Source organism: Hoeflea algicola, from assembly GCF_026619415.1.
GTDB classification, from domain to species: domain Bacteria; phylum Pseudomonadota; class Alphaproteobacteria; order Rhizobiales; family Rhizobiaceae; genus Hoeflea; species Hoeflea algicola.
Window position 1 is genome coordinate 879,026 of record NZ_JAOVZR010000001.1, and the last position, 26,955, is coordinate 905,980.

Here is a 26,955-nt window from a genome sequence, read left to right on the forward strand (position 1 = left end):
CATTATGACCCCAGACGCGGGCGCGCCCGGCAACGGGTCGAACCGGTTGCGCAATAATGATTAGCAACCCCTATAAATTGAATAGTTTTTCGCACGCGCAACCATCAGGCGGCAAATTGTGACAAACGCAAATATGCGATAATCTGATTCGTCGTTCTGCCAGCATTTGCGGCCCATATTCGCCACCTCCGATCGCACATCTATGGCGCCGGAGTTCCTTGTTCACTCTTGTTACGGTCTGGCCGCTACATGTCGGGTATCATTGTCTTTATCAATCTGGCCGGCGCAGTCGCCCTGCTGCTCTGGGCCACACGAATGGTCAGAACCGGCATCGAACGCGCTTATGGCAACGCCCTGCGCGACAAGCTGAAGCTGGCGATCAGCAACCGCGTCACCGCGGCCATCGCCGGGTTTTTCCTGGCCATTGCCTTGCAAAGCGCCACCGCGGTGGCGCTGATCACCGCGGGCTTTGTCGCCAGCGGCTACGTCTCCTCGGCGATCGGCATCGCCACCCTGCTCGGCGCCGATCTCGGTTCGGCCTTTGTCGTGCGCATCCTGCGCCATGACCTGTCGCTGCTGATTCCCGTTCTGCTGCTCGCCGGCACCATCTCCTTCCGCGCCAGCGAGGCGCGAAACTGGCGGCAATTAGGCCGCATCCTGTTCGGGCTGGGGCTTTTGCTGCTGTCACTGCGGTTGATCGGCGAAGCCTCAATCCCGCTGAAAACCAGCGAAATCCTGCCGGTGATCATCAATTACCTGTCGCGCGACTGGATAACCGCCTTTGTGCTCGCCGGGCTGCTGGCCTGGGCGTTTCATTCCAGCGTTGCCACCGTGCTGCTGCTGGCCTCGCTGGCCGACCGCGCGTTGATCCCGCCAGTGCTGATCATTCCGCTGGTGCTCGGCATCAATTTCGGCGCAGCCGTGATCGCCGCGGTGTTGACCCGTGGCGAACGCACCGATGCACGGGTCGTGCCGCTCGGCAACGTCGCCATTCGCGGCCTTGGCACGCTGATCGCACTGGCCGTCCAGATGACGGTGGAATTGCCCAGCAGCGTCTTTTCCACTCATCCTGGCGATGCTGTAGTGCTGTGCCATCTCGCCATCAATCTGGCGGTTCTGGTTTTCGGACTTCCCTTCTGCGGCATGGTTGGCCGTCTGCTGCAGTCGTGGATGACAAGCCCCGATGTGGGCGTGGAAACCATAAGCGAGGAACGTCTCTCGGCGCTGACGCCAGAACATCTGTCCAATCCCGAACAGGCGATCGCCAACGCCACCCGCGAAGTGCTGACCGTGTGCGAGCGGATCGAACTGATGCTGGCCTGGATCTTTGATGTCTATGAAAAATCCGACAAGGCAAAGATCACGCGGATTCAGGAACTTGACGACGAGATCGACCAGACCCACCGCAACATCAAGTTCTACCTGGCGAAGATTTCCGAAAGCGCGTTGGACGAAAAGTCAGCGGCGCTATGCCAGGACCTTCTTGGCGCCACCATCAAACTCGAACAGGCCGCCGACATCATCTCCCAGAACATGGTCACAAGGGCACGCAAGCGGCATGCCCGCAAGATCGTCTTTTCCGAGGAAGGCTGGCACGAAATCAAGGCATTGCATCAGGAAGTGTCGAAAAATGCGCGGCTGGCCTTCAATCTGTTCGTCAACCGCGATGTCGAGCACGCGCGGCAACTGGTGGCGCAAAAAGAAGTGGTGCGCACCATGGTCCGCCACAGTGAAGAGCAGCACATGCAGCGGTTGAGAGACGGAAACGACAACTCCTATGACAGCTCGTCGATCCATATCGACACGATGCGTGACCTCAAGGAAATCAACTCGTTGTTCGTTTCGATCGCCTATCCGGTCCTCGCCAGCGCCGGCATGTTGCGTAAAAGCCGGCTTCTATAAAGGCGCGATATGCGGCGGCAGATCTTCTGCCGTCATTGCCCTGCCCGCCCGATCGCCTGCCTGACCATGCATCGCCACGCCCGCGCAACTGGCCTCGAAGGGCGGCATGCCCTGGGCCAGCAGCGCGCCGATGATACCGGCCAGCACATCGCCCGACCCGGCAGTGGCAAGCCACGGTGGCGCCCCGGCATTGACCGCCGCACGGCCATCAGGAGCTGCGATCACCGTATCTGGCCCCTTGTAGACCACCACCGCATTGAGGATCTTTGCCGCTGCACGCGCTCGGTCGATCTTCGAGAGTTGAGGATCATCCGACAATTCGGCAAACAACCGGCGGAACTCGCCCTCATGCGGGGTTATCACCAGCCGCGTTTCTCCCAAGAACAAGCCCCCCAGCCGTTCCGTATCGCCTGCAAAAGCGCTCAGCCCGTCGGCGTCGAGCACCACCGGGCGGTTGGCGCCGCCGAGCGGCGTGACAAAATCGCGGGCCTTGTCGAGATCGCCAAATCCAGGCCCCAGCACGAAGGCCGCAAGCCGCGGATCTTCAAGCCATTGATCGAGATCATCTGCCGATTTAACCGACCGTTGCATCACCGCCGTCAGGTGCGTGGCCTGAACCATCACCGCACCGGGCGGCGTCGCCAGCGTCACCAACCCGGCGCCTGCATGCAATCCGGCAGAGGCCGCAAGCCGTGCCGCGCCCCCCGAGATCAACCGGCCGGAAAACACCACCAAGTGTCCCCGTTTATACTTATGCTGCGCCGGATCTGCTGCCGGAAGGTAGTCGTTATAAAGCCCCGCGTGGTTGCAGGAGATCGGGTCATCACCGGTAATCAGCCGCGCCGGAATGCCGATATCGCACAGATGCATCTCGCCGCACAGCGCCCTGCCCGGCATTAGCAGATGGCCAGGTTTGAGCGCAGCAAAGGTTACGGTATGGCATGCCTGAAAACAGGCGCCAGTCGGTTGCCCGGTTCGCCCCGACAGGCCCGACGGCAAATCAACGGCGACCACCGGTGTCTCTGCTGCCTTCGCGCGCTCGATCAGTGCGGCGACCTCGTCATTTACTGGCCGGTCGAGGCCAGCGCCAAACAGCGCGTCGACAATCACATCGCCAGGTTCAGGACACCAGTCGGCGAGAGGCAGGATCTTGCCCGGGCAATCGGCATGAGCCCGTGCCGCATCACCGCCCGGTCGCGGTTCAACACCGTAGCGGCAAACATCAACGCCACTCTCGGCAAGCAGGCGCGCTGCCACATGACCGTCGCCGCCATTATTACCAGGTCCGCAGAAGATGATCGCCCGGACCATGGCCGGGTAGTACCTGAGCACGCAGGCGGCAACATGCGCGCCCGCAGCTTGCATCAGCCCATAGCCGCCAATTCCGCTGGCAATCGCCGCGGCGTCAATCTTGCCCATAGTTGAAGGGTTCACCAGCAGTATCGCATTGATCGCCATCAGCTTTCGTCGCACCGCCGGGCACCGCGGTCAAGACACCGACGATAGCCCGCACGGAGACGATCAGCTCTATTGCCCCAGGCCCGACTACTGAGCATTATTTAGGCACTATGGCGTGAATTTAGGCATGCGTTGATGCACAAAAAATCATCAACGACTGCCACGCCGAACCATTTCCCGCCGAACAAACAAACGAAATCGAATGCGGATTGGCCTTCCCCGGAGGAAGTCTGGCGGTTTTGCCGGATTTCGCAGTCCCTTTTTCGGTCAAAAGAAAATATTTGCTCGGTTCTCGTGAATTTTCGCCGAATTGGCACGCCGTGTGCTTTTATGTTCGCGAGTGGGTTTTGGTGCATGCGTCGGCGCCCTCTTTCACAGAAAAAATGCGGAGAATTGGTTCTCATGAAAAAGATCGAAGCGATCATCAAGCCGTTCAAGCTCGACGAAGTGAAGGAAGCCCTTCAGGAAGTCGGCCTGCAGGGCATTACCGTTACCGAGGCCAAGGGTTTCGGTCGCCAGAAGGGCCACACCGAGCTCTACCGCGGCGCGGAATATGTCGTGGATTTCCTGCCCAAGGTGAAGGTCGAGATCGTGCTCGCCGATGAAACGGCCGAAGCCGCAATCGACGCCATTCGCAACGCCGCCCAGACCGGCCGCATCGGCGATGGCAAGATCTTCGTCTCCAATGTCGAGGAAGTCATCCGCATTCGTACCGGTGAAACCGGCAACGACGCCATCTAATAACCCCCGATCAACGTGCCCGGCGCTGTTAGGCCGCGCACCTATCGTCAGTACCAACAGGGAATATCGAACATGACGACAGCGAATGAAATTCTGAAGCAGATCAAAGACAACGACGTCAAGTTCGTCGATCTGCGCTTCACCGACCCCAAGGGCAAGATGCAGCACGTGACCATGGACGTCTCCTGCGTTGACGAAGATATGTTCGCCGATGGCGTCATGTTCGACGGTTCCTCGATTGCCGGCTGGAAGGCCATCAACGAGTCCGACATGGTGCTGATGCCCGACACAACGACTGCGCATATGGATCCGTTCTTCGCGCAGTCGACCATGGCGATTTTCTGCGACATCCTCGACCCGATCACCGGCGAAGCCTACAGCCGTGACCCGCGCACAACCGCCAAGAAGGCCGAAGCCTATCTTCAGGCTTCCGGCATCGGCGACACCGTGTTCATCGGCCCCGAGCCCGAGTTCTTCATCTTTGACGATGTGAAGTACAAGGCCGACCCCTACAACACGGGCTTCAAGCTCGATTCGACCGAACTGCCGTCCAACGACGACACCGACTACGAAACCGGCAACATGGGTCACCGTCCGCGCATGAAGGGCGGCTATTTCCCGCTGCCTCCGATCGACAGCTGCCAGGACATGCGTTCGGAAATGCTCACTGTTCTCGCCGAAATGGGCTTGACGGTTGAAAAGCACCACCACGAAGTGGCGTCGGCCCAACATGAATTGTGTCTGGTATTCGACACCCTAACCCGCATGGCCGACAAGACCCAGATCTACAAGTATGGTGTCCACCAGGTCGCCAACGCCTATGGCAAGACCGCGACCTTCATGCCCAAGCCCGTCTTCGGCGACAACGGTTCGGGAATGCATGTGCACCAGTCGATCTGGAAGGGTGGCAAGCCGACCTTTGCCGGCGACGAATATGCCGGCCTGTCGGAAACCTGCCTGTTCTACATCGGCGGTATCATCAAACACGCCAAGGCCATCAACGCCTTTGCCAACCCTTCGACCAACTCCTACAAGCGTCTGGTTCCGGGTTATGAAGCTCCGGTGCTGCTGGCCTATTCGGCACGCAACCGTTCGGCATCCTGCCGTATTCCGTTCGGCTCATCGCCGAAGTCCAAGCGCGTTGAAGTCCGCTTCAGCGATCCGACTGCAAACCCGTATCTGTGTTTCGCAGCCATGCTGATGGCCGGCCTCGACGGTATCAAGAACAAGATCCATCCGGGCAAGGCTATGGACAAGGACCTTTACGATCTGCCTGCCAAGGAACTCAAGAAGATCCCGACCGTTGCCGGTTCGCTGCGTGAAGCGCTTGAATGCCTCGACAAGGATCGCAAATTCCTCACCGCCGGTGGCGTATTCGACGACGACCAGATCGATGCCTTCATCGAGCTGAAGATGGCCGAAGTGATGCGCTTCGAAATGACCCCGCATCCGGTCGAATTCGACATGTACTACTCGGTCTGATTGATTATGCCGGGCTGCCAAGGCGGCCCGGCACACATAAAACCGCCGGAGCCCAAATCGGGCTCCGGCGGTTTTTTATTAGGTGGGTCCAAGGATAAAGTTCAGTTCTTGAGCCGCTGCTTGAGGAGATTGAGATATTCCTCATTGCTATCGGCTGGCACCGCCTCGGCAGCTTTTTTGCATTTGGGCGCATAGTCCAGCGCCATCCCGGCCTTGACGCAAGAGCCCACTTTCCAGCCCGGCGGCAGTGCTGTCAGGTCCACCGATGTCCATTTCGGGTGGCCTGTCTCACGCAACTGCCCCATGCCATTGAGCACCAGGCTGGAGAAATCCGAAACAGTGGTGCAGCTCTCGCGGTGGTAGGCATTCTTGGCGGGATCATAATCATAGGTCATCAGCACCGCCTTGACCGCGATCAGATCGACCGGCCCGGTCTGGAAGGCATAGGTATCAGCCGGAATGGCCGCCTTGGTGTAGGTCGCAAGCAATGGCGCCTCGGTGATCGGCAGCAGATGGAATTCGTCCGGATCGATATCGGCATCGGCAAACAGCGAAGCGGGCGCGCCGGCGACATAGAAGAAGGCATCGATCTCACCAGCTTTGAGTTTTTCAAGCGCCTGATCCGGGTTCAGCGGCAGCCGCTCGGCGGCCTTGACCTGCAGGATGTCGAGCACCAGCGAGGCGGTCAGAAACGTTCCGCTGTCCTTGACGCCAATGGCGACCTTCTGGCCTTCGAGATCCCTGATCCCGCCAAGCCCGATGCGCGCCAGCACGTGCACTTCCTCGTTATAAAGCGGGAACATGATCCGCACGCCGCGCACGGCATCCTGAATTTCGGAATCATTGGCCTCGAAGGTTTTCAGATACTCCAGAACGTCACTTTGGACGATGCCGAACTGGGTATTGCGCCGCTTGCGGACACCAACGAAATTCTCGAGCGAGCCAGCGCTTTCAACCACGTTCAGCGTCAGTTCGCATTGCGCACCAAGATCGGCAATATCGTTGCCGATGCGGATATAGGTGCCGGTCGGCCCGCCAGTCATGATATTACGTTCAAATTCGGCCGATTGGCTCACGCCGGCAGCAAGCAGCCATGCGCAGACGACCCAAAACAAGCCTCGAAGAGTGATGGCACCGGTTTTCAAGGCGTTCTCCTTTGGTCAGCAGTCGCTGTTCAGATCGCGGATCAGGTTTCGAAGTGTGAGGATGGGCACGCGCTCAAACACCGATTTCAGCGCCGTTGTCACGCATTCGCCGGCAATCAGCGTGTCTTCCAGCTTCTGCCGTTCCGCTTCAGACAATGTTTCAAGACCCGGCGCGACACGCAAGGCTTTTGCCACATTATCGCGCTTGCGCGGATCGGGCGCCGAATTGTCCGTTGGATCCGATTTCGTCGCCGGGTCGGGATTTTCGGCCACTACCTCGGGCGCCTTGCCCGCGCGCTCGGCAAGCTTGAGCGCATCCAGCACCTCTTGCGAGGCCGCCAGGTTCACCTCGGCCTCGGCAAGCCGTGCTTCCAGTTCGGCAATCCGCTTGGCATCCGCCGTATGCACCTCGGCAGCGGCTTTGGCCCGCGCCTTCAGGTTGGTCTGGTCCGCCAGCATCATCATGTTCTTGCGCTGCAACTGGTCCCGCTCCGCCGTTAGTTGCGGAATGACCTCGTCACGCAAACGGGCCAATTCGGCGGCGGTGCGGTCCTCGGCAGCTCCCCTGACCTGGCCGACGACGTCCCGCTCCGCTTCCGCCGCAGCCAGTTTCGCCTTCAGCGCTTTGTTCTCCACAAGCAGTGCATCACGCGAGCGGGCCAGCGTTTCGGCTGCAGCGGCATTCTCCTCCGCGAGTTGCGCCTTGCTGCTGAGTGCCGCCAGTTCTTCCGCCATGGCATCCAACTCAGCCGCCTGCCTGCCGATTTTCGCTTCGAGATCATTAATCTGCGTATCGGCGATCTGTGTGTTGGCAGAGGTATCGACTTCTACGTTGGCATCGAACTGGGTAACCCGGAACGCGAAATAGCCGCCAGCCGCGCCAATTGCGAGGGCGAAGACCACGGCGATGACCGTCATGGCGGCGCTGACGCCACGACGACCGGGCCGAAAATCACTCTCCCTGCCCCATTGGTTAACCAATTGAATCACCTTCCAAATCTGCACGTACCGCAGCGAGTTCGCCAAGGCAGCGATCCGGTCACCACCTCGACCGCGCCATGACCTGCACCGCCAGCCTCAAATTGGCCGTACGGACCGGCAAGGGGTAACGTGAAAAACATGGCCGCGCAAGCAAGCCTGCGGCTGTTCTCATTCCGGATTTGGCATGCGCATCCCGGCTCGACACAAGTCCGAAAACACAAAAGCCGGGACGGATCACCATGGATCCGCCCCGGCTGATGGTTGCTGAAAACCCAGGTTAAGGCCCGGGTCTATTTCTTGGTCTGGCTGCCAATGAAATCGCGGACGATGCGGACAATGCCACGGCCCAGCACGGTGTCGAGAGCCTCGATGAACTGATCGACATGCTCAGGCCCGCAGATCAACGGCGGCTCCAGCCGGATGACGTTGCGATTATATTCGGTAAACGCCACCAGCACATCGTGATCGCGCAGCAATTCTGCGCCGACGAAGCCTGACAGCGAGCCCTTCAGCTTGTCGTCGAGCAGCGCCACCATTGGCCTGAGCAGCGCCGGCAAGGTCTGGCTGAAATCCTGGAATTCAAGCCCGACCATGAAGCCGCTGCCGCGCACATCCTTGATGATTTGCGGATACTTGGCCTTGAGTTCGTTGAGACGGTTGATCAGGTAGGACCCGACCTGTGCGGCATTGCCGATCAGATCCTCATCATACATCACGTTGAGACCTTCGATGGCCGTGACGCAAGCCTCGCCAATGCCGCCGAATGTGGCCTGGGCGTGGATCATTGCCGTTTTCGGTGTGCCATAGGCCTTCATGTAGACCTTGCGGGAGGCGATCATCGCTGCCATGGCACATTTGCCGGCACCGAGCGATTTGGCGAGCGCCGTGACGTCCGGCACCACGCCTGCCTTCTCGAATGCGAAGAAGTGACCGGAACGACCCATGCCGCACTGCACCTCGTCGGCAATCCACAACACGCCATGCTTGTCGCACAGCGCCCGCAATTGCTGCCAGAATTCCACCGGCGCCTCGACGATACCGCCACCACCCTGGATGGTCTCGAGCACGATCACACCGATTTCCGGATCGGTTTCGAACGCCGCGCGGATCGCATCGATGTCGCCAAACGGCACCTTGACCGTGTTGCCGGTGAGCTGGAACTCGCCGCGATAGAGCTCGGAATCGGTCAGCGACAGCACGCCCTTGGTCTTGCCGTGGAACGAGTTCGCCGCATAGACGATCTTCGGCCGCTTCGGTCCCGCAGCCCGCTCAGCCACCTTGATGGCCGCTTCCATGGCTTCCGAGCCGGACGAACCCAGAAACACCATGTCGAGATCGCCCGGCGCGATCGCCGCCAGATTCTTGGCCAGTGCGGAGGCGTATTGGCTCATGAACGCAATGGCGATCTCATGCCGGTCTTCGTCCTGAAAATCCTTCCGCGCCTTGATGATGCGCGGATGGTTATGACCCAGCGCCAGCGAGCCGAAACCACCGAAGAAATCAAGGATCTTGCGCCCGTTCTGGTCGGTGTAATACATCCCCGACGCGGTCTCGATCTTGACCTTGTGGAAGCCCAGAAGCTTCATGAAATGCAGCTGGCCGGGATTGATGTGATCCTTGAACAGCTCCGTCATCTCGCCAAGCGACATCGCTTTCGCATCGTCGACGCTCAGCAGGTTTGGCCGCGACGCGCGGCCGGCGTCAGGCGCCGTAGCAGACAATGGCGGCGCTTCGACAGTCACGCGGTTGGGTGTATCAAGCATGTTGTGGCTCCCTCGAAGCGGTTTCATTCGGCAGGCGCGACGTGTGCAGAAGCGGAAGCACCGCCACGCACTTTCTGGGCGCGATATTCGTCATAGGCGGCAATCAGCATGTCTTCGTCACGGTACTGCGGCACCCAGCCAAGCTGGCGCTCGCCCTTGGAGACGTCGAGAACGCAATTTTCATCGGCGATAAGATACTGCTCCGGGTCCATGATCGGCATGTTGATCAGATCAAACAGGTCGAGCGTGCGCTTGACTGCCCAGCCCGGTGTCGGGATCAGGAACGATTTCGACCCGGCATGCTTGACCAGATCGCCCAGGAGCTTGCGCACCGGCGGCGGCTTGATCGAACCCAGATTATAGGCCTCGTTCGGCACACCGGCTTTCCAGGCCAGCCGCGCAGCTTCGGCACAATCGAACACCGAGATGAACTGATACGGGTTCCTGCCCGATCCGATCATCGGCACCGGCAGATTGGCATCAATCAGCTTGAACAGTTTTTCCAGGATTCCGAGCCGTCCTGGACCGATGATCAGCCGTGGACGAAACAGCGAGATCGACATCCCGCGGGTACGCCATTCCGCCGCAAGAACTTCGGTGTCCTGCTTCGACTGACCATATTCGCCCAGCGGCGAAACCGGGTGCTCCTCGGTCATCGGAAAGGTTACCGTATGGCCGTAGATCATGTCGGTGGTGAAATGCACCAGCTGGCTGGCGCCGGCCTTGTCCATTGCTTCGATGATGTTCTTGGTGCCGTCGTAATTGACCGGGTAGAAGAAATCATGGCGCTTGGCACGCACCTGCAATGGCGAAAGCATCTTGGCCGAGAGATTGTAGACCATGTCGTCAGCGGAAAGCGAAACCCTGGCTACATCATCCGGGCGGGTCACATCGCATTTGATGATCGTCGCATCCCGGTAGAAAGCCTGGTTGTCGTTGACGATATCGGCAATCACGACCTCTTCGCCATCGGCGAGAAGCTTCTTGGCGAGATGGCGACCGACAAAGCCGTCGCCTCCAAAAATGACGTGTTTCATCGTGAAATCTCACTTGCTGCTGCGTTGATTTTTGAAAGCTGTGCCGTCTCCTGCACATCGCTTGAGTGGCCTTCGCGGCCGGACTGGGCAATCAGGATCGTTCCGACGCAGATGAAGGCGATGCCTGCGATCCGCCAATTGTTGAGATCTTCACCAAAGATAAAGAAGGCAAATACCGCCACGGCCACATAGGCCAGGCTCAGGAACGGATAGGCGAAGGACAATTCCACCTTGGACAGCACGTAAAGATGCGATGCCATGGAAATCGCGAAAGTAGTAAGACCGGCGAAGACCCACGGATTGAACAGAATCTGGAAAACTCTGGAAATCATCGTGTCGGCGGTAAAGGAAATTGGTCCGAGTGACAGCATGCCCTGCTTGAGCATCAGCTGCGCCGCCGCGTTGGTCAGCACGGTAAAAAGGATAAAGGCGATATATTTCATGTCCCGCTCCGCATTAGGATCGGGCCAGTTCTAGGCTTATTTCGCAAACATCAGGTTCACCGGCGCAGTCAATTTTTCCTTAAATTGAAACTATTCCCGAAATGAACCGGTCATGGATCGGCCTGAGAAGCCGGGTTTGCAGCCTTCTTCCCCCTTAAATCGGCGAGGAAATGCTCAACCCAAGCCATCCATCTCAGCGGCTGAGCAGAAATTCCAGCGTCTGTTTCCAGTCGGTCATCCGCATCGGAGTGCCGTGCGAGCCGGTGTTAAACAGCACGAAACGCGCTGGATAAGCCTCGCTGCTGGCCCGCACCTTGTCAAACACGGCCTTCTGGTCGCCCCACGCATAAACACTGTCGTCGCTGCCATGGGTAAAGACAATCGGCAGCCGGGCCTTTACCGCCGCACTGCCGGCGATCCCCATATCAGGGGCACCGCCCAACAGCGCGATGCCGGCAAGGCGCGGCACCACCTCTGTGTCATTGGCCAACTTGGCGCAGATGATCGAGCCCATCGACGCGCAGGCCAGCACCACCGGCACCCGCCCGGCAAGCACCAGCGCCTTGACGTCACCCGAGCCCTGATCGTCAAAACTCTGCACGGTGGGCGCCAGATAGGCGCCGCCATTCCCGACCACCAGATTCTTGAGCCGGTTGAAGTTGCCACCAAAGGTGTAATCGTTCATTCCCAGCCGCTGATCTCCGCCGCGGCCATGGACGAAGATGACAGCAAAGCGCGCGCCGGCCAGATCACCGGTCAGGCCCGTTTCGATGGTCCGGCCATTGGCCTGATGTTCGGCAACCCGGCTCAACCGGTTCACCTTGAGTGATACGTAAGACGAGCGCACCCGGCGTTCCGGCTCGATATCGCGACGGTGAATGTCGCGCATCTTGTCGTAGTCGACCACCATGTAGGAGCCGTCCTTAGCCATCGTCAGGATGCCCGGATAGGCAAACAGCCGATCCTTGTGGCCTTTGAGTTCCAGTGCTGCGGCAGACGTCTGCGGCAAATTGCCGAGCACAATTGCCATTGCCAGCACGATAGAACCGCGACGAACAGCGCGCAAAGCATCGAAGCACATGGTACATGGTCGCTTGAAAGGTTGGATTCTGGCACACTCCGGCTGATTCGCACCCCAAATCTACACTAGGCTCGACCACGATATGGACGATTCCAACGATCTTTTTGCAGCAATGGCCACACCGGCGACAAGTCCGGAGCCAAAGGCTCAAAATACCCCGGCGCAGGCATCCCAACCAGCAGCGGCCAAACCCGCGCGCGCGGCGCCCTCCAAACAGGGCGCACCAGCCAGCGGCGATGATTACAACGCCTCCGCGATCGAAGTGCTCGAAGGCCTCGAGCCGGTGCGGCGCAGACCTGGCATGTATATTGGCGGCACCGACGAACGCGCGCTGCACCATCTTTTTGCCGAGGTAATCGACAACTCGATGGACGAAGCCGTAGCCGGCCACGCCAATTTCATCGAGGTCGAGCTCGATGCCGAAGGCTATCTTTCGGTCTCCGACAATGGTCGTGGCATTCCGGTGGAAAACCATCCCAAGTTTCCCGGCAAGTCGACGCTTGAAGTGATCATGACCGTGCTGCATGCGGGCGGCAAGTTCGACAGCAAGGTCTATGAAACCTCCGGCGGACTGCATGGCGTCGGCGTATCGGTGGTCAACGCCCTTTCCGATGATCTCGTGGTCGAGATCGCCCGCAATCGCCGTCTTTACCGGCAGACCTTCTCGCGCGGCATCCCGCAGGGCGGGCTCGAGGAACTGGGCGAGATCCATAATCGCCGCGGCACCAAGGTCCGGTTTCACCCAGACCCCGATATTTTCGGCGCCGGTGCGCGCTTCGATCCGGGTCGGCTCTACCGCATGGCAAGATCGAAGGCGTTTCTGTTTGGCGGCGTCGAAATTCGCTGGGCTTGCGCCGCATCGTTGGTCGAAGGTACCGAGACTCCGGAAAAAGCCGTGTTTCACTTTCCCGGCGGGCTCAAGGATTATCTCGAAACCACGCTTGGCAAGGAACACCGGGTCACCCGCGATATTTTTGCCGGCAAGACCGAGCGTACCGGCGGCCACGGATCGATGGAGTGGGCCATCACCTGGTATGGCGGCGACGCGTCGATCAATTCCTATTGCAACACCATCCCCACGCCCGACGGCGGCACCCATGAAGCCGGATTGAGGATTGCGCTGACCAAGGGGCTGAAGGCCTATGCCGAACTCACCGGCAACAAGCGCGCCGCCTCGATCACCACCGACGACGTCATGATCTCCTCGATTGGTATGCTTTCGGTGTTCATCCGCGAGCCGGAATTCGTCGGCCAGACCAAGGACAAGCTGGCCACCGTTGAAGCCCAGCGAATTGTCGAAAACGCACTGCGCGATCCGTTCGACCATTTCCTGGCCGATTCGCCGGCTGAGGCCGACAAGCTGCTCGAATGGGTGATTGACCGCGCCGAAGAACGGTTACGGCGGCGCAAGGAGAAGGAAGTCAACCGCAAGAGCGCGGTACGCAAGTTGCGGCTTCCGGGCAAACTGGCCGATTGCAGCCAGACCACTTCGGAAGGCGCCGAACTGTTCATCGTCGAGGGCGATTCGGCTGGCGGCTCGGCCAAGCAGGCCCGCAACCGCTCCAACCAGGCGATTCTGCCGTTGCGCGGCAAGATCCTCAACGTCGCCAGCGCCGGCCGCGAAAAACTCGGCGCCAACCAGCAGATCGGCGACCTGATCCAGGCGCTGGGCTGCGGCACGGGATCGAAATACCGCGAGGAAGACCTGCGCTACGACCGCATCATCATCATGACCGATGCCGATGTCGATGGCGCCCATATCGCATCACTGCTGATCACCTTCTTCTATCAGGAAATGCCGGACCTGGTCCGTCAGGGCCATCTTTATCTGGCGGTGCCGCCGCTCTACAAGCTCACCCAAGGGGCAAAGTCCTTCTATGCCCGCGACGACGCGCACCGGGTCGAACTGATGGAAACCGAGTTCACCGGCCGCGGCAAGGTCGAGATCAACCGGTTCAAGGGCCTGGGCGAGATGCTGCCGGCACAGCTCAAGGAAACCACCATGGATCCGTCCAAGCGGACCTTGCTGAAGGTCGCCGTCGACATCACCGATCCCGAATCGACCCGCGAGACGGTCGACAATCTGATGGGAACCAAGGCCGACGCCCGCTTCCGGTTTATTCAGGAGCACGCAGCCTTCGCCGACAATCTCGATATTTAGAACGCCATTCGTTCGCGGCGGGTGCCAGACCTTCCGTGCCAGCGTGTAGCACCTGGCAGAATTTTCAGTTTAAAACGTCGCCCGGTCAGGCGGCTTCTGCAGCCAGCGCATGGGCGTAATCGCGCGAGGCCTGGCGATGCCAGATCAGATGCAGCGATTCGACCAGCCGCAGCAGATCGGCAACCGCCGGCTGGCGCTGTGCGTCATCGGCGTGACGGTTCATCAACTCGCTCGAAACCCTGCCCGTGTCCATGCCGCCCGGACGACGCGATGCCGCCCGCCATAGCAAGGTCGCCGTGACAAATACCGGCGCCAGTTCCCTGTCGAGCCCGACCGACCGGTAAAGCGCGCGCATGGCCGCTTCCCGCCCGTCTATCAGAATGCCGCGCACACGGCTGTCGGAGATACCTGACAGCGACACCACGGCGGCGGCAAAGAAATCGACATTGCCGGCACACAATGTGTGCATCAGGAACGCAGGCGTCAGTCGCCCCGACATGCGCAGATGTTCGACCAGTGCGGGAATTTCATCCTGAACCACGGATTCGGCCAGCCGCAAGGTTGCACTCATACAGGCTTCCTCGGTGACCTTGCGGCCACGGCTGCCGCCAATCGCCGAACGGATGAAGTTCGACCCGGCCAGCGCCGCACCCAGCCGCTCGACCAGTTGCTGGCGAACATCGCAGGGCAGATCGGCCCGATCGAACAGACGACTGCGGATTTCGGCATCATCACCAAACCGCTCGGCTATGCGCCGCACCGATATCCGCGCCACCGAAATATGAGGATTATCCAGCATGTCGGCGACGGCCCGTGCGGTACCGACCTCTGCCAGCGCCGCCGCCACAGATACCGAGACCTGGCTCCGGAACGCGACGAACTGCTGAAGCGTTGAACGACCGCTCGCGACTATTTCGATCAGATCGCTGTCACCCAATACCGGTGACAACGCAATGATCCGGCCCGCGACCTCGAGCTGGTCACCAGCCAGCGCCACGACAATACTGCGCGGCGCATGCTCGACAGCGGCAAGGCCTTCGGCCAGCGCCAGCCGCACTTTCGGTGAAGGATCTTCAAGCAGGAATGACAGTGCGGCTTCGGCCGCATTACGCTCGGACGGGTCCATGTGACCCTCGGCATAGGCCTGTGTCAAAGCCTTGGTAGCGCGACACCGCTCGCTGGTGCTGGCGGTTTCCGACCACTTCAAAAATGACTTTATGATCATGACGGCTTCAATCCCACTCGATACCAATGGGCTCAAGCTAGAGCCAAATGGTTTACGTTCGGTTCACCATCTTTGTTAACCGCTGGAGGTAAGCCCGGGGCCACTTGCGCGCAACCCGGGAACACGGCATTTAGGTGCGGCACTATACAGGGTGAGGAGAATGCGATGCGCGGGATGTATCTCGAAGAGTTTGAAGCGGGAGCGGTGATTTCGCACACGCTACGGCGCACAGTGACCGAGATGGACAACATGTTGTTTTCCAACATGACGCTCAATCCTCAGCCGCTGCATATCGATTATGAATTCTGCAAAACCACCGAATTCGGCCAGCCGCTGGTCAATTCGTTGTTCACCCTGGGGCTGATGATCGGAATTTCAGTCAACGACACCACCGTCGGCACCACCATCGCCAATCTCGGCATGACCGACGTTACCTTCCCCAACCCGCTGTTTCACGGTGATACTGTGCGGGTGGAAACCAAGATCGTGTCGGTGCGCGAATCCAGATCCAAGCCCGATCGCGGCATTGTCGAACTCGAACATCAGGCGTTCAACCAGCACGACAAGCTGGTGGCGCGCTGCGTGCGTCAGGCGATGATGCGCAAGCGGCCGCAATCATGATGCGCTCACTGCTGTTCGTTCCAGGCGATTCGGAACGCAAGATGGAAAAGGCCGCCAGCGCTGGCGCAGACGCGCTGATCCTCGATCTCGAGGATTCGGTTGCCCTGTCGCGCAAACCGGACGCCCGGCAAATTGTGGCCTCCTATCTGGCCAACGCCGACAGGCAGTCCCCCACCCCTCGCCTGATCGTTCGGGTCAATGCGCTCGATACCGGCCTCACCGACGACGACCTCGCCGCCGTAATTGCCGGCCGTCCCGACGCCGTGCTGTTGCCAAAAGCTGGTTCAGGCGCCGATCTTCAGGATTTTGCCGCGCGTATCGCGGTCGAGGAAGCCAGGGCGAATTTGCCGGAAGGCAAAATCCTGGTCCACGCTTTGATGACCGAGACCGCAGCCGGAATGCTGAATGCGGCCACCTTCGCAGCCAAATCGGCCCGCCTGTCAGCACTGGCCTGGGGCGCGGAAGATCTCGCCGCCGACATCGGTGCTGCAACCAACAAGGATGAGAATGGTCGCTACACGGATATTTTCCGGATGGCGCGCAGCCTGACGCTGCTCGCCGCGGCACAATCGGGCGTCGATGCGATCGACACGGTATTTACCGATTTTCGGGACAAGGATGGCCTTGACGCCGAATGCCGCGCCGCAGTGCGTGACGGCTTTTCCGGCAAGATGGCGATCCATCCCGGCCAGGTCGCCATCATCAATGCCGCGTTCACACCGGCGCCCGAAGATGTCGAACGCGCGGTCCGGATCCTGGCACTGTTTGCCGCTGCCGGACCTGACGCCGGCGTACTCTCGCTTGACGGCAAGATGATCGACATGCCGCATCTGCGTCAGGCCGAACGGGTGGTGCGGCGCGCCGGACTCACCGAGACGGCGCTTGACGAGGCGGCGAATCTCTAGACCGCTTAGCGACGGTCGTTTGGTCGCTGCGGACGCACCATCTCGAAGGTTTCGGCAGCGTCTGCGTAATCCATATAGCCAAGCCGTGCCACCGGCGCGACACTTGCCATGTCGAGCCTTCCATCCTTGAGGGCAGCTTCGTCGATATGGATACCCAGCACCTGGCCAATGACGACAAACGAGCCGCTCGGCGTCCCGTCCAGCGCCTTGGCCTCGAAGATCTCGGTGACCCGGCATTCCAGCGCCGCGCAGGCTTCGCCGACATAGGGCGCATCGACCAGTCGACCGGTCTGCATCGTAAGCTCGGCAAAATCGAATTCACTCTCGCCATGGGGCAGACTGGCTGATGAGCGGTTCATTTTCTCGGCCAGCGAACGGCTGACCATGCTGGTGGTGAAGACCCTGGTTTCCTCGACGTTGCGCAGCGTGTCTTTGCGCCCTGACGAAGAGAACATCACCATTTTCGGATGATCAGAAATCGCATTGAAATAGGAATAAGGCGCCAGATTGACGGATCCGTCGGCAGCCTTGGTACCGATCCAGCCAATCGGCCGGGGCGAGACGATTGCCTTGAACGGATCGTGCGGCAGCCCGTGGGCGTTGTCGCGTGTTTCATAAAACATCGTGCTCATTCGCCCGCAAAACTGACAATATCGGCAAGATCGGGACGCGACCGTTCACCCGGATGCATCTTCGGGGTGCCTATGTGAATAAAGCCGGCAATCTTTTCTTCGGTCTTGACGCCGAGCAATGAAGAAACGCTCTCGTCAAAGGCAAACCATTCGGTCAGCCAGCTCGACCCGTAGCCCATTGCTTGCGCTGCCATCGACAGGTTGAGACAGACAGCGCCGGCACTAAGCACCTGTTCCCATTCCGGAATCTTGACATGCGGGGCAGCCCGCGACACCACCGCGATGACCACCGGCGCGCGGGTCAGCCGGTTCTTCTCGACCGCAATCATCTCGTCCGTCATGCCCGGATTGCGCGCGACCGCAACATTGGCCAGTTCCTGCGAAATGCGCGCGCGCTCGGCCCCCGCGTAAACCACGAAACGCCAGGGCGCCAATTTGCCATGATCGGGCACCCGGCTGGCGAGCATGAGCATTTCCATGATTTCAGGCCGCGACGGGCCCGGTTCGATCATCTGAAGGGCGGGCGTAGACCGGCGGGTTTCCAGATAGGACTTAAGGGCAGCATTGACCGGCATGTCTTCCTCGTGCATTCAGGTTTGATCGAGATCGGCCATGAATTCGCCATGGCATTGGGTTTCAAGTGACCCCTCACATCCCGGAAGTCAACCGGACCGGACCGCATGAACAGACTGTCTATCGCCCTCCTCTGCACGCTGCCGCTGATTCTCCTGCCGGGGATGGCAGCCGCACAGGATGCATTCGGCGATACCGCCAGTCCAGACATCGCCCTGCCCGGCCTGAGCCAGTATGCACCCGCAGCAGCAGCCAGCGCAGGGGCCGCCCTCGGGCGCACCGTGCGAATGCAGGCGCTGCTCACCGAGAACGGCGATCCGCTCGAGCATGGCCTGACCTGGCGCATATTCCACCCCGTTCCAGGCACCGACGGCAAGCTGCCGCTTCTTGCCACCGCAACCGGCGGATCGGCAGAGTTCGAATTCGAGCCGGGCGATTACTTCATCCACGTGGCCTTTGGCCGCGCCGGTGTGACAAAAAAGCTCACCATCCCGCGCGACGGGCCACTGGAAACGCAACACCTTGTGCTTGAAGCCGGTGGCCTGGTGCTCAATGCTGTGTCGGGGATCGACATGCGCATTCCGCCCAGCCAGTTGCGGTTCAATATCTTCAAGGCCGAGGAAGGGCTTGATGGCGAACAGCAATTGGTGCTGAAAGATGTCAAGGCCAACACCATCGTCAGGCTCAATGCCGGCACCTATCACATCGTTTCCGAATATGGCGGCGTCAACGCGGTGATCCGATCCGACATCAGGGTCGAGGCAGGCAAGCTGACCGAAGCCGTGATCCAGCACCGCGCCGCCCAACTCACCCTCAAGCTGGTTGCTGAACCCGGCGGCGAAGCCATCGCCGACACGGCCTGGTCGATTTTGAGTTCCGGCGGCGACACTGTGTCGGAGAGCGTCGGTGCATTCCCGACCATCATCCTTGCCGAGGGCGACTACACGGCCATCGCCCGCAACAAGACCAAGGTCTACCAGCGCGAATTTACCGTTGTCGCCGGGCACAACTCGGACATCGAAGTGCTGCTTCAATAGCCCGCAGGGCTATCCGGCCGACCGCTCCTGGTGGCCGCGACAAGCAAATCATCGGACATTTCATTCAGAACTGCAGTAATTAGCCGCAATTGCGACGCGATGCCCGCTCAAGCATCGCGTCGCTTTGTCGGTTCAAATAGCCCGGCTGGCCTTTTCGGCTTCCCGACGCAGCGTGTCTGGCGGGGTGGCTTCGCGCACCAGTTGCGTTTCCGCTTCCGCCAAAGTCATGGACACCTGATCGCGGCTGCCGAGCCGGCGCATGTTGACCGATTGCTCTTCGGCTTCGCGCATGCCGCAAACCAGGATCACCGGAACCTTGGCCAGCGAATGCTCGCGAACCTTGTAGTTGATCTTCTCATTGCGGCAGTCGGTTTCCACCTGCAGCCCGGCATCGCGCAACCGTTGTGCGACCTGTTCGGCGTACTCGTCGGCTTCCGATGTAATGGTCGCGACCACCACCTGCAGCGGTGCGAACCACAACGGCATATGCCCGGCATGGCTTTCGATCAGAATACCGAGGAACCGCTCGAGCGATCCGCAGATCGCGCGGTGGATCATCACTGGCTGCTTCTTCTCCGAATCCGGACCGATATAGAACGCACCGAACCGTTCGGGCAGGTTGAAATCGACTTGCGTCGTTCCACACTGCCATTCACGACCGATGGCATCGCGCAGCGTGTACTCGAACTTGGGACCGTAGAAGGTGCCCTCGCCTTCGTTGATGCCAGTCTTGATGCGATTGTCCTCGCGCGCCATCCGTGCCAGCGCGCTCTTGAGGATGTCCTCGGCGTGGTCCCACATGGCGTCGGTGCCGACGCGCTTTTCCGGACGGGTAGCGAGCTTGACGACCACTTCCTCGAAACCGAAGTCACGGTAGACCGACATCATCAGATCGTTGATCTTGAGAATTTCCGCTTCCAGTTGGTCCTCGGTGCAGAACACATGCGCATCATCCTGTGTGAACGCCCGCACACGCATCAGACCATGCAATGCACCAGACGGTTCGTAGCGGTGAACATTGCCGAATTCGGCCAGCCGCAGCGGAAGGTCGCGGTAGGATTTGAGCCCGTGCTTGAAGATCTGCACATGGCCGGGACAGTTCATCGGCTTGAGCGCGAAAATCCGGTTGTCGGCGTCAACATCATCGGGATGGGTGAAGGCATGGGCGGATTTCACCGCGAACATGTTCTCCTGATACCAGCCCCAGTGCCCGGAAGTCTCCCACAGGCTCTTGTCGAGGATCTGTGGCGCGTTGACTTCCTCGTAGTCGCGGTCGAGCCGACGGCGCATATAGGCCACCAGGTTCTGGAACATGCGCCAGCCCTTGGAATGCCAGAACACCACGCCCGGCCCCTCTTCCTGGAAATGGAACAGGTCCATTTCGCGGCCAAGGCGGCGATGGTCGCGCTTTTCGGCCTCCTCGAGCATGTGCAGATAGGCGTCGAGTTCCTTCTGGTCTGCCCAGGCGGTGCCGTAGATCCGCGTCAGCATCGGATTGTTGGAATCGCCGCGCCAGTAAGCGCCGGCCACCTTCATCAGTTTGAAGGCGGTGCCGGTCTGGCCCGTCGAGGCCATGTGCGGGCCGCGACACAGGTCGAACCAATCGCCCTGGCGGTAGATCTTGCAATCTTCGCCGGCCTTGATGGTGTCAACCAGTTCGACCTTGTAGGCTTCTCCCTTGTCGGTAAACACCTGCTTGGCTTCGTCACGGCTCCACACTTCCTTGGTGAACGGCTTGTTGCGCTGGATGATCTCGCGCATTTTCTTCTCGATCACCGGCAGATCTTCCGGCGTAAACGGCGTCTCGCGCGCGAAATCGTAGTAGAATCCATTCTCGATCACCGGCCCGATCGTCACCTGAGTGCCGGGAAACAGTTCCTGCACGGCTTCGGCCATGATGTGCGCACAGTCATGCCGGATCAGTTCCAGCGCGCGCGGATCGGTGCGGGTGATGATTTCCAGTGCGCCGTCATGAACCGGGTCGCTCAGATCGGTGAGTTCGCCATCAAGCGCAATCGCCACTGCTTTCTTGGCAAGCGACTTGGAAATCGATTCGGCTACTTCGCGGCCGGTCGTGCCGTCCGGGTATTCGCGCTGGGAGCCATCGGGAAAAGTAAGGGATACGGCGGATGCCATGGCAGTCTCTCCTTGATCCAGTCCCGCCAACGAACGCGGGTGGTTGAGCAAATTATGGGTGCGCGACGGCGTTTACGCGATTTGGCCGGTGCGGGCAACCCGGACGGCACCGGCAGGGTTGCAGCAAGCCCGATGAATCTCGTAGAACGATAACTTGAACCCCAACCTCTGAAAGGTTTGCTTTCGGGTGTTCAAATATGGAGTCCACAATGAACGGGACCAGTGCCGCCAAGTTCGACCCCACCCGCGCCAACGAATTCGCCCTTCAAAGCCGCATTGGCCTGGCCGGCTATGAGGCTTGCCACGAACTTGCCGCCTGCATGTTGTCGGCAGCTCTCGGCCAAACCAGCACGGCCACCGTCTTGGTCGCAGGCGCAGGGGGCACCGGCAACGAGATCATCAATGCAGGCAGGCTCGAACCCGCATGGCGTTTCGTCGCCGTCGATCCCTCCCCGCCGATGCTCGAACTGGCCAGGTCGCAGATCGAGGCTGCGGGCCTTGCTGGCCGCACCAAATTTGTGTCCTGCTTACTGGCTGATCTCGAAGATGAACGCCAATTTGACGCTGCAACACTGATCGGCGTACTGCACCATCTGCCTGGCGACGCTGCCAAGCGCGGGATGCTCTCCGATTTGGCCATCAGGCTGAAACCCGGCGCACCGCTGATTCTTGCCGCCAATCACCGCACATACGGTTCCGATCCGTTGACGATGGCTGCGTGGGGTAACCGCTGGCGCATGAATGGCGCCACCCCAGAGGAAGTCAGGAACAAGCTTGGCACCATCCTGAAAGGCGCCGATCCCTTACCGTCTGAAGAAGCCGTGTTTACGTTGATGGCCGAAACCGGGTTCGGGTCGCCAAAACGCTTCTTTTCCAGCCTGTTCTGGGGCGCATGGATATGCTTCCGAAACTGAGCGTCAACAATGACCCATGCCACCGATACGCCTCAACCGCCACGGCGCCCACCAGACCAGCCGCGCATCAAGCGTTTCAGGCACGTTGTCGATGCCGTGGGTCCCGCCAGGACCGCATCGTCCGACCCGGAACAGAGAGAGCCAGCCGCCCTTCCACAAACCGTGTCGGGCGATGGCCTCATAGGCATATTCAGAACAAGTCGGCAGATGCCGGCAGGAATTGCCGATGAAACCGGACAGGGAGAGCTGGTATAGCCGGACCAGCCCGGTACCCAGAAGTCGCCCCGGTGTTTTCCGCCATGGACCGCGCCAGTTTCGGCCGGCGGCAACATGAGCCATCAGGCCGCGTCTTCCGCCCGCCGCGCGTCAATCTGGTTGAGGCAATCAATCACCGCATCGAATGTCAGCATTGTCGAAGCATGCCGCGCCCTATAGTCGCGGACCGGTTCGAGAAATTTGAGGTCAGCGAACCGGCCTTCCGGCGCCGGACCATTTTCCTTGAGCATCTTGCGCATGGCTTCGCTTACCGCGCGCAATTCGGCTGTGCTGGCGCCGATGATATTGCGCGCCATGATCGATGACGAAGCCTGCCCCAGGGCGCAGGCCTTGACGTCATGGGCGAAATCGGAGACCAGATCGCCGTCCATTTTCAGCCAGACCTTGACTTTCGAACCGCACAGTTTGGAATGCGCGGAGGCTTCCGCATCCGCATCTTCAAGAGTGCCTATGCGCGGAATATTACCGGCGAGATCCAATATGCGGGTATTATAGACGTCGTCGATCATCGGCCTCGACCTTTGCTTTCTGGATCCCGCTCAAGGGGATGTGACAAGAGTTGACGGCGCACATCTCGACGCCGGCCTTTTCCTTATTATATAGTAAGTGTCAGGCAATCCGCAAAACCTGTTTGCAGATTGCTGAGGGAAACCGTGCCGGACGGCTTGAAAGAGCCTGAAAGCCCCGGAACCCGCTGGACGCCATGGAACAAGTCCATCCTGGCGTCTGTGTGCGTGGTCCGATTTAACGCGAGCAAACCTAGAGGGACGAGCGCCCCTACGGAGACCACAAGCATGGATGCCATAGTGAAAAAATTTCCAGCCGGCGACGGTGATAATCGGCCGACTCAAGCCGAAGCCGAAGAGGCTGTGCGCACGCTGTTGCGCTGGGCAGGCGACGACATCAACCGCGAAGGCCTTCTCGACACCCCCAAACGGGTAGCCAAGGCCTATAAGGAACTGTTTTCCGGCTACGAACTCGACGCCGAGGAAGCGCTGGGCCGTACCTTCGAGGATGTTGGCGGCTATGATGATATCGTCCTGGTCAAGGACATCCCGTTTTTTTCCCATTGCGAACACCATATGGTGCCGATCATCGGCAAAGCGCATGTTGCCTACCTGCCGGACGGCAAGGTGCTGGGTCTCTCGAAAATTGCCCGCGTGGTGGAGATCTTCGGCCGCCGATTGCAAACCCAGGAAACCATGACCGCGCAGGTTTCGGGCGCCATTGATGATGCCTTGCATCCACGTGGCGTCGCGGTAATGATCGAAGCCGAGCACATGTGCATGTCCATGCGCGGCATTCAGAAGCAGGGCTCGACGACCATTACCACGGCCTTTAAGGGCGCGTTCAAGACGGAGCCGCACGAGCAGGTCCGCTTCATGACACTGATACGGGGTCGCGGCTGACCCCCACACAAAGGGGTACCCATGACCACTCTTTTCAAGGCACCCGCGAAAGACAAGGCCGCGCTCGAAGAGGGCGCGGCGCTTTCACCCAGGTTTGACGGCAGCGGCCTGGTGACGGCCGTTGTCGCCGACAGCCATGACAATGAAATCCTGATGCTGGCGCACATGAACGAGGAGGCGTTGCGGCTAACGATCGAAACCGGCATCGCCCATTACTGGAGCCGTTCACGCAACAGCCTGTGGAAGAAGGGCGAAACCTCGGGCAATTTGCAAATGGTTGACGAAATCCGTTTTGATTGCGACCAGGACGCGGTTCTGCTCAAGGTTCGCGTCGGCGGCGCCGATGCCACCTGCCATACCGGTCGCCGCTCCTGCTTTTACCGCAAGGTCGTCACCGATGGCGGGCAAACCCGGCTTGAAATCGACGCCGAACCGCGATTCGACCCAACCACGGTGTACACCGATCATTAGCCACAAGTGTCCTGATTTGGCGCATAATTGTCTTTCTTCATGAATTTGAAACCGAATACTGGTCTCATTCGTTAAACGGGAGAGTGTTCGGTCGGAAGGATGACGAGGATGCTGAACTGGAACATGAATCGAACCATCGAGCCCTCCATGGTGGCCCCATCCGGGCCTGTCTCCACACCGCCCAGACTTATTAACGATATGCACCAGACAATTCCGCAGAAACCCCGCATCGCCTTGGCACTTGGCGGCGGAGCTGCGCGCGGATGGGCGCATATCGGCGTGCTGCGCGCGCTTGATGAAGCAGGCATCGAGGTTTCGATGATCGCCGGCACGTCGATCGGTGCGCTGGTTGGCGGTTGCTATCTGGCCGGCAGGCTTGATGAACTTGAAGCCTTCGCCCGCAGCCTGACCATGCGGCGTATCGCCGGCCTGCTGGATTTCGCCATCGGCGGCGGCGGCCTGTTTGGCGGCATGCGGCTCAATGACCGGATGCAGGAGCATCTTGTCGGCGTCAACATCGAGGATCTCGACCGCCCGTTCGTTGCTGTCGCCTCCGAACTCAACACCGGTCATGAAGTCTGGATCTCGGCAGGATCGCTGATCACCGGCATTCGCGCCTCCTATGCGTTGCCGGGCATTTTCGAGCCGGTGCGCTGCGGCAACCGCACGCTTCTCGATGGTGCACTGGTTAACCCGGTACCGGTTTCGGTCTGCCGCGCCCACGAGCAGCCGCTCGTCGTCGCGGTCAACCTGCATTACGATCTTTATGGCCGCTCGGCAGTTATTAAGCACACCGCCAGCGAGCCGCCGGCGCCGCAAAGCCGTGCCGAAAACCGCAAGAAGGCCCGTGAAGACCGTCTCGGCGTCACCAACGTCATGGTTCAGGCCTTCAACATCATTCAGGACCGGATTTCCCGGGCCCGGCTTGCGGGTGATCCGCCAGACCTGTCGCTGCATCCCAAACTGTCGGATATCGGCCTGTCGGAATTCCACCGCGCCAGCGAAGCCATCGACCGCGGCTACCAGGAAGCCTCTGCCAAGCTGGGCGAAATCACCCGCATGCAGACAGCCCTGTCACCGGTCTGACAACCGGGCTCAACCAGCCGTCAGGCAAAATCATCAGAAACTGCTGCAACCAGGGTAGCTACCCTTAACCGGCGATATAGGCCTTGATTTCCTCAGCCTCGCGCTCGACGTCCTCGATGCGCCGCCGTACCACGTCGCCGATCGAAATGATGCCGATCAATTTGCCGTCTTCTTCCACCGGCAAATGCCGGAACCGGCCATTGGTCATCAGTTCCATCACCTGGTTGATTGAATGGCTTTCGCCGCAGGTGGTCACTTTCGAGGTCATGATCTGGGATATCGGCGCTGTCAGTGAGTCGGCGCCCCTGGTGGCGACTGCCCGTACGATATCGCGCTCCGAGAGGATGCCGGCGATCTTGCCGCCGGGACCGGTAACAACGACGGCACCGATCTTGTTATCTGACAGGAACCGTACCGCATCCTGTGTGCCCATTGATGGGCTCACGGTAATGACGTTGCGACCCTTCTGATCGAGTATTTGCTTAACAGTCATGCAGTCCTCCTTCCGCAAGATTGCCGGTCATGCCACCCCCGAAACAGACGTGACATGCATGCATCATCGTGCGCTGGAACACTGGTGTTTGCAACCCTGCGATTTGACGCAGAAAGATGGCCTGTTCCGGGATCGCGACGGCGCAAACGCCGCGATCACCGGCTGCAAAGTATTGTAATGAAAGCGTAATGCCGGTTCAGGCGTCAGCCACCGGGTCAAAAAGCGCAAAGCCGAGAAAGCCGAACAGGAAGCCGCCCACATGGGCTTCCCAGGCAATCGCCGAATCGGCAAGACCAAAGGAAAATCCGACCGCCGCCAACAGGTTGATGCCGAACCACACCACCAGGAAGACAACCACCGTGCGGTTAGCCAGCGACTGCACGATTGTGCGCCGCGGATTGAGGTGGGCCCTGTCGCGCCGAAAACCATGATCGCCGAAAGCAAATCGCGAAGCAGCCCCCATCAATGCCGATACCACACCGGATGCACCGATCATGATGGTCTGGTCGCCCCAATGGAAGGCAAGAAACAACGCCGCCGATGCGATTGCGCTCAACAGCCAGAAAACCAGGAAGCGAACCCAGCCGATCCGGCGGGCGACCACCGTCCCGAAGGCAGCAAGCCAGAAACCGTTCAGCGCAAGGTGAGTGTAGCCACCATGCAGCAGCGAATAGGTAATCGGCGACCAGTAATAGGCGCCGCCCTGCCCTGCAGCATCTGTCGCATAGCGCGCCGGAATGAACGCGGTTTGCAAAACCAGCTCAAGCATCGCATTGCGCGGCAGCAGGCTGTCGAGCCCCACCTGGATCGCTACCATCACCAGCAACATCGCCAAAACCACATTGGGCATGTTGAATATCGGTTGCCGGGCTGGCGGCGGTGGCGTTCTCATCTCGGGGGCTGAATTCGTCATCAAGGCATATCCTCGTTGGCGCATGCTCACGCTGTGCGATGAGTAGAGCCGGCGCATGACACTGGCAACC

At 59.9% G+C, this 26,955-nt stretch carries 27 protein-coding genes; 12 read left to right on the forward strand and 15 right to left on the reverse strand.

Annotated features, from left to right (window positions below; genetic code table 11):
- Nucleotides 1-249: 249 nt before the first annotated feature.
- Nucleotides 250-1,902: a Na/Pi cotransporter family protein gene (locus tag OEG84_RS04415; protein ID WP_267652611.1), complete on the forward strand. Its 1,653-nt coding sequence runs from the start codon at nucleotides 250-252 to the stop codon at nucleotides 1,900-1,902.
- Here the strand turns inward: OEG84_RS04415 and OEG84_RS04420 are convergent.
- Nucleotides 1,897-3,360, reverse strand: coding sequence for an NAD(P)H-hydrate dehydratase (locus OEG84_RS04420; RefSeq protein WP_267656080.1), 1,464 nt, complete (start codon nucleotides 3,358-3,360; stop codon nucleotides 1,897-1,899). The two genes, OEG84_RS04415 and OEG84_RS04420, sit on opposite strands and share 6 nt — an antisense overlap.
- A 402-nt stretch (nucleotides 3,361-3,762) precedes the next feature.
- Here OEG84_RS04420 and OEG84_RS04425 point away from each other — a divergent pair, with 402 nt between their 5' ends.
- Both OEG84_RS04425 and glnA read left to right on the forward strand, forming a co-directional pair.
- Nucleotides 3,763-4,101 carry a P-II family nitrogen regulator gene (locus OEG84_RS04425; RefSeq protein WP_047029994.1) on the forward strand — a complete coding sequence of 113 codons (339 nt, stop codon included), beginning with the start codon at nucleotides 3,763-3,765 and terminating at the stop codon, nucleotides 4,099-4,101.
- 72 nt (nucleotides 4,102-4,173) lie between these two features.
- A complete protein-coding gene (gene glnA / locus OEG84_RS04430; protein ID WP_267652612.1) occupies nucleotides 4,174-5,583 on the forward strand; it encodes a type I glutamate--ammonia ligase in 1,410 nt (469 codons plus the stop codon).
- A 101-nt stretch (nucleotides 5,584-5,684) separates the two neighbouring features.
- Here the strand turns inward: glnA and OEG84_RS04435 are convergent, their stop codons facing one another.
- The 6 genes from OEG84_RS04435 to OEG84_RS04460 all read right to left on the reverse strand — a co-directional run bounded on the left by OEG84_RS04435 (nucleotide 5,685) and on the right by OEG84_RS04460 (nucleotide 12,033).
- Complete coding sequence (locus tag OEG84_RS04435; RefSeq protein ID WP_267652613.1) at nucleotides 5,685-6,728, reverse strand: TAXI family TRAP transporter solute-binding subunit; 1,044 nt, start codon at nucleotides 6,726-6,728, stop codon at nucleotides 5,685-5,687.
- Between the two features lie 15 nt (nucleotides 6,729-6,743).
- A complete protein-coding gene (locus OEG84_RS04440) occupies nucleotides 6,744-7,754 on the reverse strand; it encodes a hypothetical protein (protein WP_267652614.1) in 1,011 nt (336 codons plus the stop codon).
- Nucleotides 7,755-7,999: 245 nt separating this feature from the next.
- Nucleotides 8,000-9,358: an aspartate aminotransferase family protein gene (locus OEG84_RS04445; RefSeq protein WP_267656081.1), complete on the reverse strand. Its 1,359-nt coding sequence runs from the start codon at nucleotides 9,356-9,358 to the stop codon at nucleotides 8,000-8,002.
- A gap of 137 nt (nucleotides 9,359-9,495) precedes the next feature.
- Nucleotides 9,496-10,509, reverse strand: a complete 1,014-nt coding sequence (locus tag OEG84_RS04450; protein WP_267652615.1) for an NAD-dependent epimerase/dehydratase family protein — start codon at nucleotides 10,507-10,509, stop codon at nucleotides 9,496-9,498.
- On the reverse strand, nucleotides 10,506-10,952 hold the full coding sequence (locus OEG84_RS04455; RefSeq protein WP_267652616.1) for a DMT family transporter: 447 nt from the start codon (nucleotides 10,950-10,952) through the stop codon (nucleotides 10,506-10,508). The genes OEG84_RS04450 and OEG84_RS04455 overlap by 4 nt, the downstream gene beginning before the upstream one ends.
- 193 nt (nucleotides 10,953-11,145) lie before the next feature.
- The gene (locus tag OEG84_RS04460; RefSeq protein ID WP_267652617.1) at nucleotides 11,146-12,033 is read right to left on the reverse strand and encodes an alpha/beta fold hydrolase; all 888 of its coding nucleotides are present in this window, start codon (nucleotides 12,031-12,033) and stop codon (nucleotides 11,146-11,148) included.
- A 112-nt stretch (nucleotides 12,034-12,145) separates the two neighbouring features.
- Here OEG84_RS04460 and parE point away from each other — a divergent pair, with 112 nt between their 5' ends.
- Nucleotides 12,146-14,194 carry a DNA topoisomerase IV subunit B gene (gene parE / locus OEG84_RS04465; protein ID WP_425602893.1) on the forward strand — a complete coding sequence of 683 codons (2,049 nt, stop codon included), beginning with the start codon at nucleotides 12,146-12,148 and terminating at the stop codon, nucleotides 14,192-14,194.
- An 85-nt stretch (nucleotides 14,195-14,279) separates the two neighbouring features.
- On the opposite strand, the gene OEG84_RS04470 is transcribed toward parE, so the two are convergent.
- Nucleotides 14,280-15,419 (reverse strand): DUF2336 domain-containing protein, encoded by a 1,140-nt coding sequence (locus tag OEG84_RS04470; protein ID WP_267652619.1) that lies wholly within the window; start codon nucleotides 15,417-15,419, stop codon nucleotides 14,280-14,282.
- A gap of 165 nt (nucleotides 15,420-15,584) precedes the next feature.
- Here OEG84_RS04470 and OEG84_RS04475 point away from each other — a divergent pair, with 165 nt between their 5' ends.
- Both OEG84_RS04475 and OEG84_RS04480 read left to right on the forward strand, forming a co-directional pair.
- A complete protein-coding gene (locus tag OEG84_RS04475) occupies nucleotides 15,585-16,040 on the forward strand; it encodes a MaoC family dehydratase (protein WP_267652620.1) in 456 nt (151 codons plus the stop codon).
- Nucleotides 16,040-16,945 (forward strand): HpcH/HpaI aldolase/citrate lyase family protein, encoded by a 906-nt coding sequence (locus OEG84_RS04480; RefSeq protein WP_267656082.1) that lies wholly within the window; start codon nucleotides 16,040-16,042, stop codon nucleotides 16,943-16,945. The genes OEG84_RS04475 and OEG84_RS04480 overlap by 1 nt, the downstream gene beginning before the upstream one ends.
- A gap of 5 nt (nucleotides 16,946-16,950) precedes the next feature.
- Here the strand turns inward: OEG84_RS04480 and OEG84_RS04485 are convergent, their stop codons facing one another.
- Together OEG84_RS04485 and OEG84_RS04490 are read right to left on the reverse strand one after the other, a co-directional pair.
- The gene (locus tag OEG84_RS04485) at nucleotides 16,951-17,568 is read right to left on the reverse strand and encodes a flavin reductase family protein (protein ID WP_267656083.1); all 618 of its coding nucleotides are present in this window, start codon (nucleotides 17,566-17,568) and stop codon (nucleotides 16,951-16,953) included.
- A 5-nt stretch (nucleotides 17,569-17,573) separates the two neighbouring features.
- Nucleotides 17,574-18,152 carry a nitroreductase family protein gene (locus tag OEG84_RS04490; RefSeq protein ID WP_425602894.1) on the reverse strand — a complete coding sequence of 193 codons (579 nt, stop codon included), beginning with the start codon at nucleotides 18,150-18,152 and terminating at the stop codon, nucleotides 17,574-17,576.
- A 105-nt stretch (nucleotides 18,153-18,257) separates the two neighbouring features.
- Here OEG84_RS04490 and OEG84_RS04495 point away from each other — a divergent pair, with 105 nt between their 5' ends.
- Entirely contained in the window at nucleotides 18,258-19,187 is a 930-nt protein-coding gene (locus tag OEG84_RS04495) for a hypothetical protein (protein ID WP_267652622.1), read from the forward strand.
- A gap of 132 nt (nucleotides 19,188-19,319) precedes the next feature.
- Here the strand turns inward: OEG84_RS04495 and thrS are convergent, their stop codons facing one another.
- Complete coding sequence (gene thrS / locus OEG84_RS04500; protein WP_267652623.1) at nucleotides 19,320-21,323, reverse strand: threonine--tRNA ligase; 2,004 nt, start codon at nucleotides 21,321-21,323, stop codon at nucleotides 19,320-19,322.
- 209 nt (nucleotides 21,324-21,532) lie between these two features.
- Between thrS and OEG84_RS04505 the strand changes: the two genes are divergently transcribed.
- Entirely contained in the window at nucleotides 21,533-22,237 is a 705-nt protein-coding gene (locus OEG84_RS04505) for a class I SAM-dependent methyltransferase (RefSeq protein WP_267652624.1), read from the forward strand.
- Between the two features lie 3 nt (nucleotides 22,238-22,240).
- On the opposite strand, the gene yidD is transcribed toward OEG84_RS04505, so the two are convergent.
- Nucleotides 22,241-22,576, reverse strand: a complete 336-nt coding sequence (gene yidD, locus OEG84_RS04510; protein WP_267652625.1) for a membrane protein insertion efficiency factor YidD — start codon at nucleotides 22,574-22,576, stop codon at nucleotides 22,241-22,243.
- Nucleotides 22,576-23,022 (reverse strand): iron-sulfur cluster assembly scaffold protein, encoded by a 447-nt coding sequence (locus OEG84_RS04515; RefSeq protein ID WP_267652626.1) that lies wholly within the window; start codon nucleotides 23,020-23,022, stop codon nucleotides 22,576-22,578. The genes yidD and OEG84_RS04515 overlap by 1 nt, the downstream gene beginning before the upstream one ends.
- 285 nt (nucleotides 23,023-23,307) lie before the next feature.
- Here OEG84_RS04515 and folE point away from each other — a divergent pair, with 285 nt between their 5' ends.
- The 3 genes from folE to OEG84_RS04530 all read left to right on the forward strand — a co-directional run bounded on the left by folE (nucleotide 23,308) and on the right by OEG84_RS04530 (nucleotide 25,479).
- Entirely contained in the window at nucleotides 23,308-23,922 is a 615-nt protein-coding gene (gene folE / locus OEG84_RS04520) for a GTP cyclohydrolase I FolE (RefSeq protein WP_267652627.1), read from the forward strand.
- A 21-nt stretch (nucleotides 23,923-23,943) separates the two neighbouring features.
- Entirely contained in the window at nucleotides 23,944-24,393 is a 450-nt protein-coding gene (gene hisI / locus OEG84_RS04525) for a phosphoribosyl-AMP cyclohydrolase (protein WP_267652628.1), read from the forward strand.
- A gap of 108 nt (nucleotides 24,394-24,501) precedes the next feature.
- Nucleotides 24,502-25,479 (forward strand): patatin-like phospholipase family protein, encoded by a 978-nt coding sequence (locus OEG84_RS04530; RefSeq protein ID WP_425602820.1) that lies wholly within the window; start codon nucleotides 24,502-24,504, stop codon nucleotides 25,477-25,479.
- A gap of 64 nt (nucleotides 25,480-25,543) precedes the next feature.
- Here OEG84_RS04530 and OEG84_RS04535 read toward each other — a convergent pair whose 3' ends face one another.
- A complete protein-coding gene (locus OEG84_RS04535) occupies nucleotides 25,544-25,972 on the reverse strand; it encodes a CBS domain-containing protein (RefSeq protein ID WP_267652629.1) in 429 nt (142 codons plus the stop codon).
- Between OEG84_RS04535 and OEG84_RS04540 the strand changes: the two genes are divergently transcribed.
- Nucleotides 25,971-26,150: a hypothetical protein gene (locus OEG84_RS04540; protein ID WP_267652630.1), complete on the forward strand. Its 180-nt coding sequence runs from the start codon at nucleotides 25,971-25,973 to the stop codon at nucleotides 26,148-26,150. The genes OEG84_RS04535 and OEG84_RS04540 overlap by 2 nt on opposite strands.
- A gap of 18 nt (nucleotides 26,151-26,168) precedes the next feature.
- Here the strand turns inward: OEG84_RS04540 and OEG84_RS04545 are convergent, their stop codons facing one another.
- Nucleotides 26,169-26,885 (reverse strand): rhomboid family intramembrane serine protease, encoded by a 717-nt coding sequence (locus OEG84_RS04545; RefSeq protein ID WP_267652631.1) that lies wholly within the window; start codon nucleotides 26,883-26,885, stop codon nucleotides 26,169-26,171.
- Nucleotides 26,886-26,955 lie beyond the last annotated feature (70 nt).

Excerpts from the sequence above, each read along its gene's own strand:
- OEG84_RS04540 (WP_267652630.1), top strand. The coding sequence starts at position 25,971 with ATGCAGTCCTCCTTCCGCAAGATTGCCGGTCATGCCACCCCCGAAACA.
- OEG84_RS04470 (WP_267652619.1), bottom strand. The coding sequence starts at position 15,419 with ATGATCATAAAGTCATTTTTGAAGTGGTCGGAAACCGCCAGCACCAGC.
- OEG84_RS04485 (WP_267656083.1), bottom strand. The coding sequence starts at position 17,568 with ATGTTTTATGAAACACGCGACAACGCCCACGGGCTGCCGCACGATCCG.
- glnA (WP_267652612.1), top strand. The coding sequence starts at position 4,174 with ATGACGACAGCGAATGAAATTCTGAAGCAGATCAAAGACAACGACGTC.
- yidD (WP_267652625.1), bottom strand. The coding sequence starts at position 22,576 with ATGGCTCATGTTGCCGCCGGCCGAAACTGGCGCGGTCCATGGCGGAAA.
- OEG84_RS04420 (WP_267656080.1), bottom strand. The coding sequence starts at position 3,360 with ATGGCGATCAATGCGATACTGCTGGTGAACCCTTCAACTATGGGCAAG.
- folE (WP_267652627.1), top strand. The coding sequence starts at position 23,308 with ATGGATGCCATAGTGAAAAAATTTCCAGCCGGCGACGGTGATAATCGG.
- OEG84_RS04505 (WP_267652624.1), top strand. The coding sequence starts at position 21,533 with ATGAACGGGACCAGTGCCGCCAAGTTCGACCCCACCCGCGCCAACGAA.
- OEG84_RS04460 (WP_267652617.1), bottom strand. The coding sequence starts at position 12,033 with ATGTGCTTCGATGCTTTGCGCGCTGTTCGTCGCGGTTCTATCGTGCTG.
- OEG84_RS04425 (WP_047029994.1), top strand. The coding sequence starts at position 3,763 with ATGAAAAAGATCGAAGCGATCATCAAGCCGTTCAAGCTCGACGAAGTG.
- OEG84_RS04490 (WP_425602894.1), bottom strand. The coding sequence starts at position 18,152 with ATGCCGGTCAATGCTGCCCTTAAGTCCTATCTGGAAACCCGCCGGTCT.
- OEG84_RS04515 (WP_267652626.1), bottom strand. The coding sequence starts at position 23,022 with ATGATCGACGACGTCTATAATACCCGCATATTGGATCTCGCCGGTAAT.
- OEG84_RS04535 (WP_267652629.1), bottom strand. The coding sequence starts at position 25,972 with ATGACTGTTAAGCAAATACTCGATCAGAAGGGTCGCAACGTCATTACC.
- OEG84_RS04450 (WP_267652615.1), bottom strand. The coding sequence starts at position 10,509 with ATGAAACACGTCATTTTTGGAGGCGACGGCTTTGTCGGTCGCCATCTC.
- OEG84_RS04495 (WP_267652622.1), top strand. The coding sequence starts at position 18,258 with ATGAACAGACTGTCTATCGCCCTCCTCTGCACGCTGCCGCTGATTCTC.
- hisI (WP_267652628.1), top strand. The coding sequence starts at position 23,944 with ATGACCACTCTTTTCAAGGCACCCGCGAAAGACAAGGCCGCGCTCGAA.
- OEG84_RS04545 (WP_267652631.1), bottom strand. The coding sequence starts at position 26,885 with ATGACGAATTCAGCCCCCGAGATGAGAACGCCACCGCCGCCAGCCCGG.
- thrS (WP_267652623.1), bottom strand. The coding sequence starts at position 21,323 with ATGGCATCCGCCGTATCCCTTACTTTTCCCGATGGCTCCCAGCGCGAA.
- OEG84_RS04445 (WP_267656081.1), bottom strand. The coding sequence starts at position 9,358 with ATGTCGCTTGGCGAGATGACGGAGCTGTTCAAGGATCACATCAATCCC.
- OEG84_RS04455 (WP_267652616.1), bottom strand. The coding sequence starts at position 10,952 with ATGAAATATATCGCCTTTATCCTTTTTACCGTGCTGACCAACGCGGCG.
- OEG84_RS04530 (WP_425602820.1), top strand. The coding sequence starts at position 24,502 with ATGCTGAACTGGAACATGAATCGAACCATCGAGCCCTCCATGGTGGCC.
- OEG84_RS04415 (WP_267652611.1), top strand. The coding sequence starts at position 250 with ATGTCGGGTATCATTGTCTTTATCAATCTGGCCGGCGCAGTCGCCCTG.
- OEG84_RS04475 (WP_267652620.1), top strand. The coding sequence starts at position 15,585 with ATGCGCGGGATGTATCTCGAAGAGTTTGAAGCGGGAGCGGTGATTTCG.
- OEG84_RS04480 (WP_267656082.1), top strand. The coding sequence starts at position 16,040 with ATGCGCTCACTGCTGTTCGTTCCAGGCGATTCGGAACGCAAGATGGAA.
- parE (WP_425602893.1), top strand. The coding sequence starts at position 12,146 with ATGGCCACACCGGCGACAAGTCCGGAGCCAAAGGCTCAAAATACCCCG.